17 protein-coding genes and 2 pseudogenes are annotated in these 15,840 nt (G+C 50.8%); 8 read left to right on the forward strand and 11 right to left on the reverse strand.

The window, feature by feature from the left end; genetic code table 11:
* Positions 1-4 precede the first annotated feature (4 nt).
* On the reverse strand, positions 5-181 hold the full coding sequence (locus tag JQN73_RS22730) for an Arc family DNA-binding protein (protein WP_205321710.1): 177 nt from the start codon (positions 179-181) through the stop codon (positions 5-7).
* A gap of 105 nt (positions 182-286) precedes the next feature.
* Between JQN73_RS22730 and JQN73_RS03085 the strand changes: the two genes are divergently transcribed.
* From JQN73_RS03085 to JQN73_RS22400, 3 genes and pseudogenes are all read left to right on the forward strand, one after another.
* Positions 287-532 carry an Arc family DNA-binding protein gene (locus JQN73_RS03085; protein WP_205321711.1) on the forward strand — a complete coding sequence of 82 codons (246 nt, stop codon included), beginning with the start codon at positions 287-289 and terminating at the stop codon, positions 530-532.
* A gap of 1,376 nt (positions 533-1,908) precedes the next feature.
* Positions 1,909-2,961, forward strand: a complete 1,053-nt coding sequence (locus JQN73_RS03090) for a hypothetical protein (protein WP_205321712.1) — start codon at positions 1,909-1,911, stop codon at positions 2,959-2,961.
* A 55-nt stretch (positions 2,962-3,016) separates the two neighbouring features.
* Positions 3,017-3,156, forward strand: a pseudogene (locus JQN73_RS22400) (addiction module antidote protein); the annotation flags it as partial.
* 48 nt (positions 3,157-3,204) lie between these two features.
* Here JQN73_RS22400 and JQN73_RS03095 read toward each other — a convergent pair.
* Positions 3,205-3,738, reverse strand: a complete 534-nt coding sequence (locus tag JQN73_RS03095; protein ID WP_205321713.1) for a phage virion morphogenesis protein — start codon at positions 3,736-3,738, stop codon at positions 3,205-3,207.
* 171 nt (positions 3,739-3,909) lie between these two features.
* A complete protein-coding gene (locus tag JQN73_RS03100) occupies positions 3,910-4,158 on the reverse strand; it encodes a DUF3297 family protein (RefSeq protein WP_205321714.1) in 249 nt (82 codons plus the stop codon).
* A gap of 367 nt (positions 4,159-4,525) precedes the next feature.
* Between JQN73_RS03100 and JQN73_RS03105 the strand changes: the two genes are divergently transcribed.
* Positions 4,526-4,738 carry a hypothetical protein gene (locus tag JQN73_RS03105; RefSeq protein WP_205321715.1) on the forward strand — a complete coding sequence of 71 codons (213 nt, stop codon included), beginning with the start codon at positions 4,526-4,528 and terminating at the stop codon, positions 4,736-4,738.
* 116 nt (positions 4,739-4,854) lie between these two features.
* Here JQN73_RS03105 and JQN73_RS03110 read toward each other — a convergent pair whose 3' ends face one another.
* A complete protein-coding gene (locus JQN73_RS03110) occupies positions 4,855-4,989 on the reverse strand; it encodes an SDR family oxidoreductase (RefSeq protein WP_240162406.1) in 135 nt (44 codons plus the stop codon).
* Between the two features lie 34 nt (positions 4,990-5,023).
* Here JQN73_RS03110 and JQN73_RS03115 point away from each other — a divergent pair.
* Positions 5,024-5,218: pseudogene (locus tag JQN73_RS03115) on the forward strand (helix-turn-helix domain-containing protein); the annotation flags it as partial.
* Positions 5,219-5,491: 273 nt separating this feature from the next.
* Here the strand turns inward: JQN73_RS03115 and JQN73_RS03120 are convergent.
* The 6 genes from JQN73_RS03120 to JQN73_RS03145 all read right to left on the reverse strand — a co-directional run bounded on the left by JQN73_RS03120 (position 5,492) and on the right by JQN73_RS03145 (position 9,469).
* A complete protein-coding gene (locus tag JQN73_RS03120) occupies positions 5,492-6,496 on the reverse strand; it encodes a MerR family transcriptional regulator (protein ID WP_240162407.1) in 1,005 nt (334 codons plus the stop codon).
* Positions 6,497-6,783: 287 nt separating this feature from the next.
* On the reverse strand, positions 6,784-7,422 hold the full coding sequence (locus JQN73_RS03125; RefSeq protein WP_205321716.1) for a glutathione S-transferase family protein: 639 nt from the start codon (positions 7,420-7,422) through the stop codon (positions 6,784-6,786).
* A gap of 111 nt (positions 7,423-7,533) precedes the next feature.
* Positions 7,534-7,854 carry a hypothetical protein gene (locus JQN73_RS03130; RefSeq protein WP_205321717.1) on the reverse strand — a complete coding sequence of 107 codons (321 nt, stop codon included), beginning with the start codon at positions 7,852-7,854 and terminating at the stop codon, positions 7,534-7,536.
* Positions 7,855-7,927: 73 nt separating this feature from the next.
* Positions 7,928-8,308: an Hsp20/alpha crystallin family protein gene (locus tag JQN73_RS03135; protein WP_205321718.1), complete on the reverse strand. Its 381-nt coding sequence runs from the start codon at positions 8,306-8,308 to the stop codon at positions 7,928-7,930.
* Between the two features lie 27 nt (positions 8,309-8,335).
* Positions 8,336-8,800, reverse strand: a complete 465-nt coding sequence (locus JQN73_RS03140) for an Hsp20/alpha crystallin family protein (RefSeq protein WP_205321719.1) — start codon at positions 8,798-8,800, stop codon at positions 8,336-8,338.
* A gap of 231 nt (positions 8,801-9,031) precedes the next feature.
* Positions 9,032-9,469, reverse strand: coding sequence for a hemerythrin domain-containing protein (locus JQN73_RS03145; RefSeq protein ID WP_205321720.1), 438 nt, complete (start codon positions 9,467-9,469; stop codon positions 9,032-9,034).
* Positions 9,470-10,205: 736 nt separating this feature from the next.
* Here JQN73_RS03145 and JQN73_RS03150 point away from each other — a divergent pair.
* The 3 genes from JQN73_RS03150 to JQN73_RS03160 all read left to right on the forward strand — a co-directional run bounded on the left by JQN73_RS03150 (position 10,206) and on the right by JQN73_RS03160 (position 14,728).
* Positions 10,206-12,050, forward strand: a complete 1,845-nt coding sequence (locus JQN73_RS03150) for a bifunctional diguanylate cyclase/phosphodiesterase (RefSeq protein ID WP_205321721.1) — start codon at positions 10,206-10,208, stop codon at positions 12,048-12,050.
* A 264-nt stretch (positions 12,051-12,314) separates the two neighbouring features.
* The gene (locus JQN73_RS03155) at positions 12,315-13,733 is read left to right on the forward strand and encodes an HD-GYP domain-containing protein (RefSeq protein WP_205321722.1); all 1,419 of its coding nucleotides are present in this window, start codon (positions 12,315-12,317) and stop codon (positions 13,731-13,733) included.
* 269 nt (positions 13,734-14,002) lie between these two features.
* Positions 14,003-14,728, forward strand: coding sequence for a hypothetical protein (locus JQN73_RS03160; RefSeq protein WP_205321723.1), 726 nt, complete (start codon positions 14,003-14,005; stop codon positions 14,726-14,728).
* A gap of 34 nt (positions 14,729-14,762) precedes the next feature.
* Here the strand turns inward: JQN73_RS03160 and JQN73_RS03165 are convergent, their stop codons facing one another.
* Complete coding sequence (locus tag JQN73_RS03165; RefSeq protein ID WP_240162408.1) at positions 14,763-15,545, reverse strand: radical SAM protein; 783 nt, start codon at positions 15,543-15,545, stop codon at positions 14,763-14,765.
* Positions 15,546-15,840: the final 295 nt, after the last annotated feature.

Consider the following 15,840-nt stretch of genomic DNA (forward strand, 5'->3'; position numbering starts at 1 on the left):
ATCCTCAATTAATACTCGTACCCGGGCCAACTCGCGCCAATTCATTCGTTCTACTTTGCTCTAGGCGAACAACAATCTCTGCATTTAAGCTGCGATGATTTTCGACAGCCCGATTTCTAAGATAAGCCTTTAATTCATCCTTCATACGTATTCCAAGTGGCGCAAGTTTTATGTTGTCCATGAAATCACCCTTTCTTTAATAGCTACATTATGTAATGACTACAGATTGAAATCATTACATATTGAAGTCACATGGTCAAGGTTTTTTTAATTACACTATGTAGCTATGGAAAATTCAAATAAATCAGCCAAATTACCTATCTCTAATGTCGCCCCGTTTGGCCTGCGCATGCAGCCTGAGCTAAAAGCCCAATTACAAGCGGCGGCAGATCGAAACGAGCGCAGCATGAACTCTGAAATAACCGCCCGGTTAAATCAAAGCTTCGAATTAATTGCAGGGTTGAAAGATGCGGAAATAAATGCCCTCGCAGAAAAGATAGCGACTCGACTCGGTGAAAAAATAAAGAAATAATTGATTAGGATGACCGAGCTTATCGAGCCCCCCCCCCGTTTCGGGGCTCTCAGGGAATGCTGACACAATGGTGCGCAACTAAACCAGACTAGAGGCTAGCCGAATGGATCGAGATCGCGGGAAGACTTAGAATGATAGCCCCACATCGCTATCGTATAGATGACGCAATCGAGCACTAAAAAGGCTTAAGGAATTATTTTTGCATCCATGTTTGCATCCACAATGTCTGTTTTAAAACCATGAACCCTTTATACATAAGGGTTACAGACGATTATTAGATTCCCCCTTTCCCGCCAGAACATAGCGCATAAGTCTTTGATTTCAAAGACTTATGCGCTTTTTTTATGGGCGCTCGATGGGACTAAATAGGGTATATTGGCGCTGAAATGACAGCTTTTATGCAAGCATTTTTATTTAGTTAATTGACAAACAATAGCGCCAATAAATTTTAATCTATAAAAGCAGGTTAAGGCACGACGGAATGAAGCGTGACCAGGTTAATACGATTGTCATCCACTTGGTAGATCACATTTGCTAATTTGTACAAAAGTCAGCGTCTGTCAGTTTTGGCACAATATCACCCGTTATGATCAAGCCAAGTTTTGACTTCACCTTGACAGGTGACCATTGCGGCAGCGCATACCAATTAACGGGAAATTTATATTGTTTACGCCCGTTTGGTAAGCGCTTGACCTTTCGGTCAGCCAATCACCGTGACCGACAGCAGACGGCCACGAAGAGACGGTCACGGGTGTCGCTTCGGATGACCGCTCTTCGGCCTTAGCGGTCACCCAGGCTTTTTTTTCGGAAGACTCTTGCAGACTGATAGCGGACGTCCAGGATCGACGTCAGATCGACAGCACTTGGCCAAGATCAAACCTCAACCAGCTCACACCGACTTCGTTTTCAATTCAACTTGCAGCCGGGATGGGCAACGGATTACTCTATTATCTTGAGAGCACTCGATAGGAATCTCATTGAATACGATCGGTGACATGGTAACAGGCAACGCCTTCGTTGATCAGGCCCGAGCGCGGCTTAGAGAGCTAAGCGTTGAGTCAGTCCTTGATGCTTGCTTTTATTGCATCAGAAGAATGCCAAACGATGGCTACGAATGGTATGCGAGAACACCTTTCATTACGCTTCTAATGATTAAATGGGCTGTGGAATTGTGGGATTCGAATACGCGACGAAGGACATGTACTGGCTCCGACTTCGACTTTGTGGCCCAGAGCATTTGGGACGCAGTAAGCAAATTACATCGGCCAACGCGACCGTCTATCTTCATGCGCCGGACGGCTTTCCAACAGATCTGGTATCAACGGCCATTTGACGTCGGTGCGATACCACGACAGGCAATGTTATTTGGTGAACTCATGGCGGACGAACAGGTCGTCCGCGAGTTCGCAGCTAGTACGGGCATCGGGCCTCGCAATTTCGTTCGACAGCTTGCTCGAATGGCTTGCCAAATAGGCGACCTCCGTGGACTTCCGGCGCTTACCAAGATGCGGCCGGAACCTCGGTCAGAGGACGCCCGCGACTGGCCGCTAGTGACGCAGTTTCTTGTCTTCAATTTGCAGGAAGTCCATCGACGCATTGCGATTCTGGCGCAGTACGGGACACCTCGTGAAGTAGAGCTTTGTGAACAATCTCCGCTGATCCGAATGCCATTCATTCGCACATTTCGCGGTGATGAGTGCATCCACCACAAGGTCCTCGAACATAGTCTTGAAACCGCGCTCTACGATGTCCTTCGGGACCGCGGTGCTGAAGCGTTCATGCGCTCATTTGGACCCGCCTTCGAGTCCTATGTCGGCCGAGTTCTTAATGAACTTCATTACAGGGTCATCCGCGAGCACGAATTGCAGAAGCTTTTGAATGGAAAAGGGAAATGTGTTGATTTCGCGGTGATAAGTGATGAAGTGTTGCTACTGGTCGATTCGAAAGGAATTGAAGGACACTACGACGAGCTTTATCATAACCTCTCCGAAGTGCTCACACAAAAACTTCGTACGACGGCTTTGCATGCGGCAGATCAGGCGGTCGAGACCGTTAGACGGCTACCCGATTCGCTTAGACGGCCGCTGATTATTTTCATATGCGTCACCTACAAGCAGCTTAACATCGGTGACGGCGATGCCCTGCGCGATCTGACAATTGACACGAAGGAATGGGATGCCACTCGTTGGCACGAGAGAAGTCTGCCTCCCTCACAAATGTTCACTATCTCCATCAGCGAACTTGAGACGCTGTGCGGAGTTATACGCGCTGGCGTACCTGTTGAAAATATCTTCCGAAAGATTCTTGCCGATAATGGGTCGCCCGAAAGCAGCAAGCTGCTGTTCGAACAGCACATGGCCGAGTACGGCTCGGTGGATATTCCAGAGTATACCTATACTGCTGCCGACCAGTTGTGTGGTAAAGGCTAGATGCCCGCGATCTGAATTCAAAATTTGGCGTGACTTTCTCACAGGCGCTCTCACGATGAGTCAGGTCGCACGGGATCCAGGCTGGGCACGGGAGAGTTTATATAAAGCACTTCCTGTGAAGGTAACCCGGAATTTAGCACCATTCTTAAAGTGATGAAGGCGCTCGGGCTCGAGTTACATGCCAGCCCGGCGTAAGCAGTTTTACCTCACACCCGCTTAAATGCCGAAATAGCGACTCCCGAATCAACGCGTGATCTTCAGCACGAGAACCGGGTAAAGGTCGGGCGGCATAACGCATTTCCGCCCCCTTTTCCCCTGACCCGGTCCTTGAGTCCTTCCTGATGACCCGGGCAATACACGCCACGCTTCGGTGGAATCCCGCTGCCATTGATTGGCATCTTGCAAGATTTTAAGGCTCTTTTGTTTGCGCAGCTTGGTGAACATGGCGGCCTCTTGTCGCTTGATGCGTCCGATTTTACCCCACAGATTTTTACGTTTCTTGCGCGCCGTGTAGGTTTGGCCGTCCGGTGCTTGCTGGCTGGTAATGCGTTTTACCTGGCTGCGGCGCAAATCCTGCGCGATTTGTTTGTTCACGGCGCTGCGCTGTGCCAGCAGCAGTTTTGCCAGCGGTGCATCCGCCCAGTCTTCGATAGCCTGTGGGTCGGAGCCAGGTCTTATAAAGAACGTATCGCCAAGTAAAATCACGCGCTTGATATCAAGCTCCGCGCTGATCTTCTTGGGAAGTGGCTGTTTTTTATTGGCTTCAGTTTGCAGCACGAGAATGTCGCAAATGACCGCCCGGTAAACGCGGAACCTCCCGGTCAGCCAATTACAGTGACAGATTGCACAAGGCGAAAAGCGGATGTGTTATCGCTATATAAACAACCCTAACGCACCCGCCTTGCTGAGAATCAAAGAAGTTAAGAAATGCTAACCCAAGAAAAACACCTACCGATAGAAAGATTCGACCCTGCCTTTTACTTTAGTCATCAAGGGATTGCCCTTCCGATCGAGCGCCTTTCCGGCCGGGACTTTAATCCATCCCTCGCTAATGCAGTATTCCTCAACATCGAAACGCTCTTTATCGTTAAGCTTGATACCAACATCATGCTCAAATATGGCAGCATTGTGGTGGGGACTACGAGGATCGACTGAGAGCCGATCAGGAAGTGGGGGGCGGTTTTGGGTATCGTTCATGGCTGCAATTATCAACTATAAGACTAATCAAAACAATTTTTTTGCGTGGTTTCGCTAAATGACCTGGTCGACCGCAACTCATTCACTCCCTTGCGACGTTGAGCGCGAACAAATCGTCATTTGGAAAGCTACCTCCGGCAACAGGAACGAAAGTATCTATATTTGGAACCTGCATAGCTCGCCACCTGGTGGGGGAAAGTCCGGCAATGTGACTGGAAAGCAATTTACTTTACCCGTGCCAAGATCGAATGGTCGCTCCGTAAATGAGTAAAGTGCCCATGCGTTATACCTGCCAACCTTTGTATACGAATTCCAGGCTCTACCCGTCAGTGTCCAGTACATTTGCTGCGTAATAGCGCGGGTCATAATGAAGCCTCAACCCAGGTTCGCCATTGTCACTACCACCAGAGGCCAGGGCCGCTGCGTAGGCTTTATCGACGGCGGCTTGGCTGCGTGCGATAAATCCAATGTGCGCGGCACGACTGTCCACTACACCCTGGCGCAACCAAAAGGACATGCGGCCAAGAGTCCCAAATCCCTTGAGGTCTGGATGCCCGGCGGCCCATCTTTACCATCGTAATCGAGTCGATTCGCTATGCCAAGCGGCGCAAGGGCGACAGTGTAAAACGCTATAGAGCGATCAATCTCGCTGACTGATAGGAATACATGGTCCAACATGACGTTCTTCCTTTCATATCAAATGGCGAAGCCGCCAGCGACTTCGATAGTTTGTGCATTTATCCAGCCACTGTCTTCCGTTAAAAGGCTCACGATTACTTTCGCAACTTCCTCTGGTTCTCCAACTCGCCCCAGAGCGGTTTGAGAAGCCAATAGCGACTCGAATTCGTCACTAACGGCACTCAGTCCGGTTCAATATCAAAAGCAAATTCGCCTGCTAAAAACGCGTACTTTGCTTATTTCTGCCGGTTACAGTGTTACCGCAGCAGCCTATAAAGTCGGCTATCAGAGTTCAACCCAGTTCAGCAGAGAATACGCACGAGAGTTTGGACAACCTCCGGCGAAAGATGCCGCGAGGCTTGCTCTGGCAATAAGGCCCTAAACTCAAACGCAAGAAAAGCTTCGGCATCCGTCCGCTTCGGGAAGAAAGCAGGGCTTGCCATTGTGACCTCGGCGGCTCCCTCTTAGAACCTATATTGCTGATCTGGTCGGAGAGCGTGATTTTCCGCATTGGATTCGAAGCAAGAGATGGCGAGCGCGCATGATATCCAGGCCACGGAACCGGCCGCCCTATTATCCGTCGTGTTTTGTGTCGTGATTGTCTAGTGAACGTACTTTGCGCGGCACGGTGCATTATCTGGCCGCAACCGGTAAGCTAGCGCCGCAATCCGGCTGGCAACGGCAATCCTTCCGCCAGCGCAAGTCGCTCCATCGCCGACTCCAGCAGCCCACGCGCCTGTGCAACGGCGAGAGTGAGTGGCGCGTGTACATGCGCATCGTCCGGATTGCGCGAACCGCATTGCTCACTGTAGCGCTCAAAACTATTCAACATCAATAAAATTTCGGCCAAATGGCGCGGGCAGTCGCAACCGATATTATTGGCGACGGAGACCAGCGTCGTCAAGGCCTCGTCATCCAGTCGACGCGGTAACGCTGGCATCGTTGACGAACCAGCAGCGGCACGTTTAGAAGGCAGAGGTGGCTGCGCCGCCAGTGCGGCATCGCACAGGACAACAAATTCTATCGGGTCAGCCGGCATGCGAACCACCAGATAACCTTGCTTACGCAATGTGCGCAGTGTCGAAGCCCCGCAAAAACGGTAAACCACGATCACGGCGGCGATGCCGGTGATCTGACGCAAAACGGTAATCAAGGGTACAGCGCCGTCTTCCAACTCCGGCACTTCGATCACCAATACGTCGGCATCCACCTTGCCGAGTGCGTCCGAGCTTGCGTCAAGGTTTCGTGCTGCGTGCACCACTTCCAATGCCCAATTAGCAGGTCCACCGCTTGTCATCCGTTGCTCGAGATTTTCTCCGACTACCATAACCCGTATAGGACGTTCGCGCGCCTCACCAATTGATATTAGCGGGTCGCCGAGCGCCAACAACTCTTCACTCGTCAAATTGGCCAGCGCGCCGATCTGATGGCCCTGATCCACCAAATTTCGTATTAGCTGTAGCCGGTGTACTTGTTCGCGCGAATAAAGGCGTTGACCATTTGGAGAGCGGTCCGGCGTCGATATACCATAGCGGCGCTCCCACACCCGTAGCGTTTCTACTGAGAGACCCGCCATGCTGGCGGCACGCCCACTGCGATAAATGCCAATATCAAGCGCCGCATCTTCAAGATCGGCATTGACGTATTCAAGCTTTGTCATGTCAGGAGAGGGAAACTAAAAAAGAGGGAGCAAAAAATCATTATAGCAAGTTGACAATGGGTAAATTGTTTAAAGTTTAATGAAAATAATAAAGAGATGTCACTTCGGCTCGCCGAAGAAGATATGATCAATGAGAGCGCCTATAAAGGATGGATTTTTTGATACTACAAGTGATGTACGTCTAAATAGTCAAATTCGAGCACACAAACGCCTACCCTAGAGTAGAGCCTAACGAAGTGAACAACCGTCTGCGATGTTGCGAGAAGGTGTGGCGGATGTCAATATCGCTAATCTGCAGCAGCAAAATGCGCCATCTGGTCTGCGTGCGCTATTACGAAAGCAGGGCGAGTTGTTGCTCGGGAGACATAATCACGACAGGCCGGGAATGTCGCAAGTCCTTCGAAACGATCGACAAGACGCAGAACGTCCGCCATAACTATGTCGGCTACAGAAAAAGTTCCGGCTAACCATTCCCGTTTTGCTAGCACCGCCTCCATGTGCCCCAGGCGGGCCTTAAGGAACCCGTCCAGTAGCTTCCATCCAGGCGTTTCAGTGTTCTCGCCGGAGAATACAAAAATAGACCATGGCAGACTAGCCGCTTCGACGGAATTGAGCGCCGCGAAGAGCCATTGTATGACCTCGCTACGGTCTAGTGGATCGGCAGGCATCAGCGCTTCGCTGCGCTCGCCCAGATGTAGCAGAATCGCGCCGCTTTCGAAGATCGAGAGGTCTCCATCGGTCAACCACGGCACCTGGCCAAATGGCTGATGCGAGAAGTGCTCAGCATTCCGAGCGTGAAATGGCACGCTCTCTACGCGATAGGGCAACCCAGCCTCTTCCAATGCCCAACGCACCCGCAGGTCACGCACATAGCCGCGCGGCATTTCAGGAACCCAATCGAAGGTGGTGAGAATTAGCTCAGCCATGCAGGACCTCCCAGGAAAACCGGTAACTGAAGCTGGTAATTATAGAGGAAACCTGTTTAGCCCTCCGTGCGACCTGCGCGCCTTGGGGAGTGAGCGAAGCGCGTCATCCAGTTAATCAGGCGAATCTGTTTGTTGCCTCATCATCGTAGACTGCTCCACGCCGCTCACTTCCTGGATTTTCTTCAATAGTCGTCGGCATCTGCGCATCTCCCTTGAACCGGCCAGTTCAGTTGCGGTATTCAGAGACCGCTCAAGCTCTATCATGCGAAGCAAATTGCTATTGACCTGGTTCAGTAAATCGTATGTATCCAGCGCCAAATCTTCCAGCTCCAGACGCTGATCTGATCTGCTTTCAAAGATGTGTCTGGCATGACTGTGACGTACTTTTCGTTGGATTGTTTTCAGCATCTCTGGGAGTAATAAGGTGCGCATTTCGCTCCCCTTGAATGGCACCCGACCTTGGCGGTCGGGGCAGACTCATTAAACACTTGCAACTATTCCATTGCTACGAAAGGGTGACTTCAATCTTTCGCGGTTTGGCCTGTTCGCGCTTTGGTATATGGAGCGTAAGCACGCCGTCGTTAATGGATGCGGCAATTTGCGCTGCATCCAGTTCGCGGCTTAAAGTAAACGTGCGTTTGTACTGCGCCGCGCGAATTTCAGCATACACCGGTGCCACACTTTCAGCTTCGCCCAAAGTTAAAGCGCCCTCAATGGTCAGCGTATCAGCGTCTACGCGAATTGCGAGGTTTTCCTTGGTGACGCCGGGTAAGTCAGCCGTGAGAGTAATTCCGTTTTCGTCCTCGATCACGTCAACGAGGGGAAGTAGGAATTTCCCTTCATTGTTGCTGGTCTTGTGTTGCGCCAATTCTGGTCGATTATCCATGTCAATCCTCCTCTCTATAAAAATCGGTTAGATCACATTGTGAACTTCGATGCGCCGTGGCTTTGTAGATTCCCGCTTTGGAATCACGACACGCAGTACCCCGTTTTTATAGGTAGCATTAACGTTCTCGGAGTCCACATCTTCCGGCAGACTTATCACGCGCTTGAAAGCGCCATCGAAACGCTCGCGAGCATAGATGCTCAATTTATTCTGCTCGTCTGCCGATACCGGGTTCTTGCGCTCACCTGCGATGATCAGTAGCCCTTTGTCGACCGTCAGCTCTAACTTGGAAGCATCCACCCCGGGTGCCAAAGCGTAGATTTCAATGGCGTCATCCGTAGTGCCCATATTAACGGAGGGAAATGTGCCACGACGCACGGCACGAATACTTGAAGGCGATTCAACCACTCCAAAAAATTGTTCAAACTGCCGTTGAATATCGCCAAACTCAGACAATAAGTTATTGGGAAATTGCATCGAAGACGAGAACATGGTGCTTTCACTCCTTTCAAATTGTCAGGATCAAAATACGAAAGTATCGCTGATTCAATTGGCGACGCTTTCGACCTGATGGCAACCTCTCCGCCAAAAAAAAGAAGAGGTACCCCACCGTCTCCAATATAGGATCGGCCCGAACGCGTTTCAAGCCCCTTTTTTTCAACGGAATAGTGGATTTCATAGCTGGCGTTTTTTATAGACGATATAGCCTTTGAAAGCTTCTAATCATTCATCTCGAAAGACCGCCATATCTTCCCCAAGGGCGATAAGATCTATATTGCTCGCGCGTATGTGCGAAAACAATTGGCCTTCTTCCTCTTCCACGCGCGCGAAAAATTGGGTCGCAAATATGCGCATTTTTTGGTCGTAGAAGGGGTCATCTGAATCCATGTCTTCTATGTCTTTTATCAGGGATTTGGTCGCCGTAAACTTCAACAGTCCTTCCTCTGAGAAGCGCGGGTCGCCCGCCGCGCTTCCTATGGCAGGATACAGAATTTCTTCTTCCAACTGAACGTGCACGGCCAAAGTTCGAAAAATGGCAGTCAGCAGTTTTGTTTTTTGCGCTTGTTGCCTATCCGGGAGCGCCAAATATTGCAAAAACATTGCGCGAATTTTCTTATGGTCTTCCGTTAATAAGGACAGAGCGTGATTAATTTTGATCATAGTGACTCGTAAAGAAATCGGACAAGCGACGGCGTGCGCAGCAAATACATTAAACAGTCACGATAACAAAACTGCATCTGATTACTATCGGTTAAACCCTTATTTTTCTGTAGGATTTATATTTGCTAGCGAATCTGGCACCATAGGACTTTGCAAGAAAACGCCGGCATGCGCGATACCATTTTCCCATCCCTGCCAATCTTTAATGCAACACCTTTTGCGATATTGAATTTAACGTTTACAAAGCTGCAATGAAAACCGCGGCCGCCGGTCCCGCTGTAGAATAACTTTTTGAAAACGTTTTTTGACGCTCTATTCCGGATAAAACTAAGTAGAAGCCGCGCCGGGTAATTTGCGGGTTTGATCTTCATTATTAGAATTCATCGTCCCTACAAGTTCACATATAAGTCAGCATTTGTCAGTTTTGAGCGTTTAAGCGCCCGTTATGATCAAGGTATCTTCAAGAATAATTTGCCTGAATGCAGGCTCGCCGCAAATAGAGACTCTTCAAGAAAAACGTCGCTGATAACTGATTCACCCGCGGCGCCACCTCCGGAATTCACGTAATCGAATTGCGCCGGCAACTCTGTTTTCGCAATTTATCTCATGCTGCGTTCGCAACTAGGCTCGAGCAACAGAGATATAGCGCGAGACGCCCGTATTGGACGTTGCCAAAACGCATTAACCTTACTAACGCGACCAAACTACTTTTTCTGAATTAATGACAGGATTAGCCATGGAAAACGACACACCTGCTTCTGCTCACCAGCTTAATTTGATGGTCCTCGCTGGCATGCAAAGCGACGTGCAGCCACCTGAAAATAACCCTGGATTTTTTGGCGATACTCTTACCCCAGATCAGACGAATTTCGCATTGGCGCTACGTCACCGCGCAATCGAAGCAAGCGCGAATGCGATGATCGTTACCAGCGCAATCGCCCCCGGTTTTAAAATCGAATACGTGAATCCCGCTTTCGAAAATATCACTGGTTATTCGGCGGCCGAGGTGATCGGCCGAAATTGCAAATTCATGCAAGGGACCGATTTGGACCAGCCAGAGCTAGAAGAAATCCGGGCTGCGATACGAGAACGGCGGGAGGGCAATACCGTCCTGCGCAACTATCGCAAGGACGGAAGCATGTTCTGGAATCATTTGTATGTCGCACCGGTACGCAACAACCAAGGTATTGTGACGCACTTCGTCGCCTCACAGTACGACATCACCGTCGCCAAAAATAACGAAGCCAAACTGATGCGCATGGCGTATCACGACGAGCTCACTGGCTTACCGAATCGTGCGCTATTGCGCGACCGACTGCTACAGGTCCTCGCGTTGGCCGGGCGTTACAACCGACAGGTATGGGTTTTATTCATTAGCCTGAATCGCTTTAAAATCATCAACGACAGCTTTGGCCATAAGGCTAGCGACCGCTTCCTGACGATCATCGCACATCGACTGCGAGATGCTATCCGGGAATCGGATACCGCAGCGCGCTGGGGTGACGACGAATTTATTATCGTCATGCAAGAGCAACCGGCTGGCAAGTTAGCAATGTCCGCATTACAGAGACTAATAGCGGTAGTCAATCGCGCCATCGTTTTTGGTGAGCAGGAATTCTTCGTGACCTGCAGCATGGGCGTGTCGCGGTATCCGCAAGATGGCGACCACGTTGACATGCTGCTAGATCGCGCTGACATCGCAGCGCATCACGCCAAACGCAAAGGCGACAATGACTTTCAATTTCATACCGCAGACATGAACCAGATGGCGCTTAAGCGCCTGCGGGTTGAGGCCGCCTTGCGGCTGGCTATCGAACGCGAAGAATTTGTTTTGCATTACCAGCCCCAGGTCGACTTAAGCTCGGGCGCCATTACCGGAATGGAAGCACTTATCCGCTGGCAGCAGCCGGAGGAAGGATTACTCTATCCAGCCGACTTCATCGATATCGCAGAGGAAACGGGGCTCATTATTCCGATTGGCACCTGGGTGCTGCGCGCGGCTTGCTCACAAAACAAGCAATGGCAAGAAGCGGGCCTTCCGTCCATTAAAGTGGCTGTCAACCTGTCCGCCCGCCAATTCGCGCAACAAAATCTGTCCGAGACCATCGCGAAAATATTGGCCGACAGCGGGCTTTCACCGAAGCAATTGGAGCTGGAACTGACCGAAAGTCTGATCATGAACGATGTCGACCAGGCAATCGGTGTGCTGCGCAACATCAAGGCCCTTGGCGTGGGAATATCAGTCGACGATTTTGGCACCGGCTATTCGAGCCTGTCGTATCTCAAACGCCTGCCGATCGATGTACTTAAAATCGACCGTACGTTCGTTTCCGATATCGGTGCAGGAGATGGCGATGACGCCGCGATTGTCACCTCGATCATTACGCTGGCGCACGCCCTTAAACTCAGAGTCATTGCCGAAGGCGTCGAAACCGAACAACAACTGAATTATCTGCGCGGCAGTGGTTGCGACGAGATGCAGGGGTATTTCTTCAGCAGGCCGGTCACCGCTGAAGCGTTTGCACAGCTTTTGCAATCAGGAAAACAGTTGATATCTGAGACGGTGACTGAACAGTTGTAAAGGGTTGCAAACGAAAACGGTCCCGCTCAAATTTTAGATTCAGTCACAAATTTAAATCCGATTAATTACGACTGAACACACTAGCTCTCGCCAAAGAGCCCGGGTTTCAGATAGTCCAAATGGCGCACCGCGCTGATCCAAGCGATTGTGCCAGTCCCTGATCACCACGCATTTCCTCCACGCCATATCACCAAAAACGTCGCGAAGTAGCACATCACTCGCGTAATATACTGTTTCTTTTATGCTAAGCAGGGACGAGCGCCGATGCAAAACCTTCATACTACTTTGGATTCATTCCCTCCCATAGCCGGGATCAAACTGTCCGAATTAATCGGGGCGCTAAGTTATGCGCTCGATATTACCGAGGGGCAGCCTGCCGGGCACTGCATTCGCTGCTGCTGGATTGGCATGCACATCGGGCGCGAAATCGGGCTTTCTGAAGACCAGCTTTGGGATCTGTATTACACCTTACTGCTCAAAGATTTGGGTTGCAGCAGCAATGCAGCGCGCATTTGCGAACTCTATCTGACCGACGATATCAGCTTCAAGCGCGACTTCAAAACGGTTGGAGAAAATTTGCCGCAAGTGCTTAAATTTGTCCTTACTCACACTGGGTTGAAGGCTGGACTGGCAGAGCGATTTCTGAACGTCTTGACCATCTTGCGTGACGGCAGTGAGCGTGCCCACGAATTGATCACCACCCGTTGCCAGCGGGGTGCGGAAATCGCACGGCTATTGCGCTTCTCCGAAGACGTCGCAGGCGGTATCTATAGCCTGGACGAACACCATAACGGGCAAGGCAAACCCGATGGATTGGCAGGCAATGCGATCCCCATTTTTTCTCAAATTGCACTGATGGCACAAGTCATTGATGTATTTCTAACCGCCGACGGCATCAAGGCGGCAATGAAAGAATTACGCCAACGTTCAGGTCGATGGTTCGATCCGCAGCTGGTGCAAGCCTTTGAACGCGTTGCCAAAGCAGGCGTGTTCTGGTCCAGACTGACCGCGCCGGATATCGCGCAGGCGGTTCTTGCACTTGAACCAACCACTCATGCGGTCCCGGTGGACGATGATTATCTGGACGACATCGCCGCCGCTTTCGGTCAGGTTGTCGATTCCAAAAGTCCTTACACCAGCGGACACAGTGCTCGCGTGGCGTTCTATGCCGACTTGATTGCCGAGGCGCTCGGGATCTCACTCGCACGCCGTCGATGGCTCAAGCGTGGCGCTTTATTACACGATGTCGGAAAGCTTGGCGTCAGTAACAGTGTGCTGGACAAGCCGGGCAAACTGGACGCAGAAGAGTGGGAGGCCATAAAACTGCACCCGGTGTACACCGAAACCATTTTATCGCGCATTAATGCGTTTGCTGAACTGGCCCGCGTCACCGGAGCGCATCACGAGCGATTGGACGGACGGGGCTATCCGCGCGGTCTGAGTGCTGAAGCGATCAGCATCGAAACACGCATCATTACCACCGCAGACATCTTTGATGCCATTACGGCCGATCGCCCCTATCGCGGGCCGATTCCGGTGTCACAAGCACTTGAAATGATGGCCGAGACGGTCGGCAGCGCGATTGATAAGGCATGCTTTGATGGACTGAAGGCGGCATTAGCACGCTTGTCCGGATTACCAGTTACCCCGGTTGTACCGGATGAAGCTGAGCTAGCGGTTTAAGGCCAGGTCTTAATCACTGGCTTCGCTTTTGCGAAGCCAGTGGCGGTAGTTCCACATATTAGGAATCACTAATAAGAGCATATTATTAGGTATTCCTAATAATATTCCGCTATCATTACTTGGTCTGGTGGTGGCAACTCAAACCCTTGGCGACATTGCATCTTGTCTAGTCAACCCTATCGTGGCAAAGTCGCACACTTAACGCGCGATCCCTAAAATAACACCAGCACCATACGGGCGGTTTGAGAAGAAATAGAAGGAAGAAACACATGACGATCACAGAATTGCCTTTCCGGGCCACCACGGCGCAGGCTTGCCATTGGCTTGCGCAGCACACCGGCGGCACGCCATGGACTTTGGCGCGCCTCATAGAAAACGGATTGACACCGTACGTTTGGCTGGACTATGACGCTGACCATCCGGCGTTGTTCGGGGATGCCAATGGCGGTTATGCCGCGCCGATTTTTTTTGAGGGTGACACCCAGCGCCTGGCCGCTGGCAGCAGCGATGTGTTGATTACGATCACCAAAGATGTGTATCGGATCGTGACCAAACTCGCTCCTCCCGGCTTTCGCAGAGAACTGGATGCGTTACGTTTTTTAAAGAAGGATCTGGAGCGGCTGGCGAACAAACTCAAACGCGAAGCCGAGGCCGAAAAGGAACCTAAAGTTATTAACGTCGATGAGGCTAGGGAATCACAGAGCGGCATCAGCAAAGATCAGGTCCTGATAGCGTTTGCCAAACTTGTCAAAATTGATTTGGAACAGGCTCTTGATGGCGGCGGCGGTATCTTTGGCGATGAGGGTGCGAGGGTAAAAGGCAGCACAAAAAAATCAAAAAATAAAATCGTGTGGAATCCGATTACGTTGGCATTGGGATTAAACGATGTGTATCGGGTGCCGATGTCCCCTCTCAAGCGCGCATTTAGCACGCATGATTTTTTGGACGCCTGGGCTGCTGAATGGCAGCATACTTTAACGCTACTGGGGAAATAAGGACTATTTCTGTCCGCGCAACTAGTTGTTCCGCTCAGAAAGATGGCTGCGTATTAACTGGGGACCGGAGACCGAAACCAAAGACCGATAATGAAGCTTTGATGGCTGGCACCCTGGTTAATGCTTGGGTTATTTTCGGCAAAGCCAACGTCGGCGGCGCAGAAAAATGCAGGCCAATCACCGTTTCTTTCGGTTGCGCATCGCGCTCGACGACCGGATTAAATTGCATAAAATTTGCGCCGATTTCTTTCAGATGGCGATAAATTTCCAAAGGGTGATCGACGTTGGCACTCGACACGGTCACCAGCACATTGAAGTCAACCGCGTAACGACTCAGTACCGCCAGACCACGCAATGTATCGTCATAACTTGAACGCCCCTTTTTGTCAGGACGCGCCACGTCATTCAACGCCCGTGGGCCATCCAGACTGACACCGACCAAAAAACTTTCGCGTTTAAGAAAAGCGCCCCAATCATCGTCCAGCAATGTGCCGTTGGTCTGCAAGGTGTTACGAATTGTCTTTCCATTTGCATATCGCTGCTGCAGCGCAACCGCGCGCTCAAAGAACGTCACCCCCATCAAAGTAGGCTCGCCGCCCTGCCACGTAAATTCAACCTCCGGTGCTGGTTGCGCGGCGATGTAATTTTTCACATAAGCGTCCAGCAATTCATCAGACATGCGAAACCGTTGGCGCGGTGGAAACATGCTCTCTTTTTCAAGGTAGAAGCAATATCCACAGTCCAGGTTGCACAGCGGACCAATCGGTTTCGCCATCAGATGAATACCGGTCAATGAGGTTGGTGCTGTGGAATCCATAATTTTGCGATGATTGATGAGTTGAGGTTGAAGGACGCGGGTACCGGGGCAAAATTGACGTCCGGAAATGTCAATTAGCCATATGTGGAGGTATGGTAGCCATCAAAACCAGTTTCAGCAGGTCATTGCAGTGGAAACAGCGGTCACACCGACAAACATTTTTCAGCGAAAATTGAGGCGGACCGAATCAATACTTAGCAGAAGCCACGATGACGTTCGATACTTCTGGTCCGTCTTCGCGTGCCTTCAATGGGCGGCGGTGCCGAGGAAGCTTTCGGGCTTGTTGGTTTTTTTG

The organism is Glaciimonas sp. PAMC28666 (assembly GCF_016917355.1).
In the GTDB taxonomy this organism is placed as follows: Bacteria; Pseudomonadota; Gammaproteobacteria; order Burkholderiales; family Burkholderiaceae_D; genus Glaciimonas.

Bases quoted from the DNA above. Each gene is read 5' to 3' on its own strand.
- JQN73_RS22730 (WP_205321710.1), bottom strand. From the start codon at position 181: ATGGACAACATAAAACTTGCGCCACTTGGAATACGTATGAAGGATGAA.
- JQN73_RS03085 (WP_205321711.1), top strand. From the start codon at position 287: ATGGAAAATTCAAATAAATCAGCCAAATTACCTATCTCTAATGTCGCC.
- JQN73_RS03090 (WP_205321712.1), top strand. From the start codon at position 1,909: ATGGCGGACGAACAGGTCGTCCGCGAGTTCGCAGCTAGTACGGGCATC.
- JQN73_RS03100 (WP_205321714.1), bottom strand. From the start codon at position 4,158: ATGAACGATACCCAAAACCGCCCCCCACTTCCTGATCGGCTCTCAGTC.
- JQN73_RS03105 (WP_205321715.1), top strand. From the start codon at position 4,526: ATGAAGCCTCAACCCAGGTTCGCCATTGTCACTACCACCAGAGGCCAG.
- JQN73_RS03120 (WP_240162407.1), bottom strand. From the start codon at position 6,496: ATGACAAAGCTTGAATACGTCAATGCCGATCTTGAAGATGCGGCGCTT.
- JQN73_RS03125 (WP_205321716.1), bottom strand. From the start codon at position 7,422: ATGGCTGAGCTAATTCTCACCACCTTCGATTGGGTTCCTGAAATGCCG.
- JQN73_RS03130 (WP_205321717.1), bottom strand. From the start codon at position 7,854: ATGCGCACCTTATTACTCCCAGAGATGCTGAAAACAATCCAACGAAAA.
- JQN73_RS03135 (WP_205321718.1), bottom strand. From the start codon at position 8,308: ATGGATAATCGACCAGAATTGGCGCAACACAAGACCAGCAACAATGAA.
- JQN73_RS03140 (WP_205321719.1), bottom strand. From the start codon at position 8,800: ATGTTCTCGTCTTCGATGCAATTTCCCAATAACTTATTGTCTGAGTTT.
- JQN73_RS03145 (WP_205321720.1), bottom strand. From the start codon at position 9,469: ATGATCAAAATTAATCACGCTCTGTCCTTATTAACGGAAGACCATAAG.
- JQN73_RS03150 (WP_205321721.1), top strand. From the start codon at position 10,206: ATGGAAAACGACACACCTGCTTCTGCTCACCAGCTTAATTTGATGGTC.
- JQN73_RS03155 (WP_205321722.1), top strand. From the start codon at position 12,315: ATGCAAAACCTTCATACTACTTTGGATTCATTCCCTCCCATAGCCGGG.
- JQN73_RS03160 (WP_205321723.1), top strand. From the start codon at position 14,003: ATGACGATCACAGAATTGCCTTTCCGGGCCACCACGGCGCAGGCTTGC.
- JQN73_RS03165 (WP_240162408.1), bottom strand. From the start codon at position 15,545: ATGGATTCCACAGCACCAACCTCATTGACCGGTATTCATCTGATGGCG.